Here is a 2408-nt window from a genome sequence, read left to right on the forward strand (position 1 = left end):
CATCCGACCGCGTAAGCGCTTCGGTTTCAAGTGCCCCATCGAGGTCATGACCGAGCTGATGGCCAAGCATCACGAGGCTCCCGCCTCAATCCAGTAACTGTGTTGCACTCAGCTCCTGCAACCGCCATAATAAAGCCGAAATGAACGAGGTTTGGACGTCTTGGCTCAATGCGGAAACCCTACCGGCTCGAGCTACCATCGGCGTGTCTGATTTGGGTGACAATATTCTCGTTGAAGTCGTTGTAACTGCAGCTAAGTGCCAATAATGAATTCCACCCCATTCTAACTGCAGCGCTTCGCACTGCCGTTGAGAGAGCAATCATGAGTTCGACCGATAAGCATGTTGGAGTCATCGGAGCGGGAGTCGTCGGTGTTTGCACTGCGTTGATGCTTCAGCGTCGTGGTTTCAAAGTCACGATAATTGATCCAGATCCGCCAGGTGAAGGCGCGTCGTTCGGTAACGCTGGCTGCTTCAATGGATCATCTGTTGTTCCCATGTCTATGCCCGGGATGATTAAAAATGTCCCAAGCTGGCTCCTAGATCCGATGGGCCCACTTGCCGTTCGTTTCAACTACTTGCCAAATATAACACCTTGGCTTGTCAGATTTCTGCTCGCGGGTAAGCGCGCTAAAGTTTGGGAACAGTCCCAGGCGCTTAGAAGCCTCATCGGTTCTACCGTTCCTTTGATTAAGTCGTTGGCGAAAGAGGCGGGTGCTGAGCATCTTCTGCGACACGAAGGGCACCTCTATGTGTATCGATCCGAATCGGCCTTTGTCAAAGATCGCGGTGGTTGGGAGCTCAGGAACGCCAACGGAATATCAACTCAGACTTTGAGTGCCGAAGAGCTACGTGAGTTTGATCCAAGCATTTCCAGCGCTTATACCAAAGGCGTCCTTATTGCGGAAAACTCGCACACGACAAATCCACATGAGCTAGTAACTTCAATTTTTCGAAAAGTTCTAGAAAATGGCGGTCAATTTCTGTCCGCTCGTGCGACTGGCTTTGCTCTAAACGGGGAACAGTTAATAGGAATTGAAACCACCTCTGGCGTGGTGTCAGTTGACGCTGCGGTAGTCGCAGCCGGTGCACACTCCAAACCGCTCACTGAAATCCTGGGGGATAACATTCCGCTTGATACTGAGCGCGGTTACCATCTTCTCATTCGTGATCCTCTTGTGGTGCCCAAAATACCTACCACGGACGCCGAGGGAAAATTCATTGCTACACCAATGGATACCGGTTTGCGGATCGGGGGAACTGTGGAGTTTGCAGGGCTGCAGGCCCCACCCAATTGGAAGCGTGCGGACGTGCTGTATATGCATGCGCGAAATCTTTTTCCAGGGCTTTCTTCGACTAGACCGGAAAAAAATATTACCAAGTGGATGGGGTTCCGTCCGAGCATCCCCGATTCATTACCGGTAATCGGTCATTCCCGACGTTGCCAAAATGTCATCTATGCGTTTGGCCATGGGCACTTAGGAATGACGGGAGCGCCGATGACAGCGATGTTGGTTTCTGACCTTGTGGCAGGCGAAAAGACAACAATTGATATCTCACCTTTCTCACCTGCTCGCTTCAATCTGTTTGGAAGGATTCAGTCCCACCAAATGTATTGAGTTCCTCGTCTGCTCCGAGTCGGTGAAAGGTTAACTGTTTACGAAACATGAGGCATTCATGACTGATATTACAATTGTTAATACGAATAGCGCGCCTCAGCCTTTGGGGCATTACAGTCAGGCGGTCAAGGGTGGGGGGTTAATTCATATATCTGGCCAACTCCCCATAAAAGTTGATGCCCAAGGTATCTATGAAGCAGCTCCTTTTGCGGAGCAGGTTGACCAAGTACTGGGCAATCTTCTTGCGATTCTAAATGCGGCAGGTGCTAGCCCAGATAATGTGCTGAAGGTAACGGCTTATATTGTTGGGGTGGATCAGTGGGGTGTTTTCAACGCTGCATTTTCGAGAGCGTTTGGAAGCGCGAAACCTGCCCGCTCTGTAGTGCCCGTTCCAGAATTACACCATGGCTTCCTCATCGAACTGGACGCCGTTGCAATTGATCCGTCAAACCATATTTACAAATAGTCAAAAGCGGTGGAAGAGATGATTATTCCGACGATTCAAGACATGCTTGAAGCACGGGAACGGATCGCCCCGTATGTGCATAAGACTCCAGTTCTCACATCACGCTTTATCAACGATCTGGTAGGCGCAGAGCTGTTTTTTAAGTGCGAGAATTTGCAAAAAGCGGGAGCCTTCAAAGCTCGCGGTGCCTCGAATGCAGGGCGGCCGCGAAAACTGAGTGCAACACCTGACCTTTCCGGTACCGTGCTGCCCCTATGTCCTATTCCGAACTCAGCGTTGAAGAACGCGCCACCATTCAAATCGGCCGTGCCCAAGGGTTCAGCCT

General features: G+C 50.8%; 3 protein-coding genes and 1 pseudogene. All 4 read left to right on the plus strand.

The window, feature by feature from the left end; translation table 11 throughout:
* The first annotated feature begins 140 nt into the window (after positions 1 to 140).
* Positions 141 to 266, plus strand: coding sequence for a Rid family hydrolase (locus tag OO258_RS27800; RefSeq protein ID WP_104882137.1), 126 nt, complete (start codon positions 141 to 143; stop codon positions 264 to 266).
* A 55-nt stretch (positions 267 to 321) separates the two neighbouring features.
* Positions 322 to 1617, plus strand: a complete 1296-nt coding sequence (locus tag OO258_RS27210; protein WP_104882138.1) for an NAD(P)/FAD-dependent oxidoreductase — start codon at positions 322 to 324, stop codon at positions 1615 to 1617.
* Between the two features lie 58 nt (positions 1618 to 1675).
* Positions 1676 to 2083, plus strand: coding sequence for a RidA family protein (locus tag OO258_RS27215; protein WP_218277891.1), 408 nt, complete (start codon positions 1676 to 1678; stop codon positions 2081 to 2083).
* 42 nt (positions 2084 to 2125) lie between these two features.
* Positions 2126 to 2221: pseudogene (locus OO258_RS27805) on the plus strand (threonine/serine dehydratase); the annotation flags it as partial.
* Positions 2222 to 2408 lie beyond the last annotated feature (187 nt).

Origin of the sequence: Pseudomonas sp. DCB_BI (genome assembly GCF_026240995.1) — a bacterium.
GTDB lineage: Bacteria > Pseudomonadota > Gammaproteobacteria > Pseudomonadales > Pseudomonadaceae > Aquipseudomonas.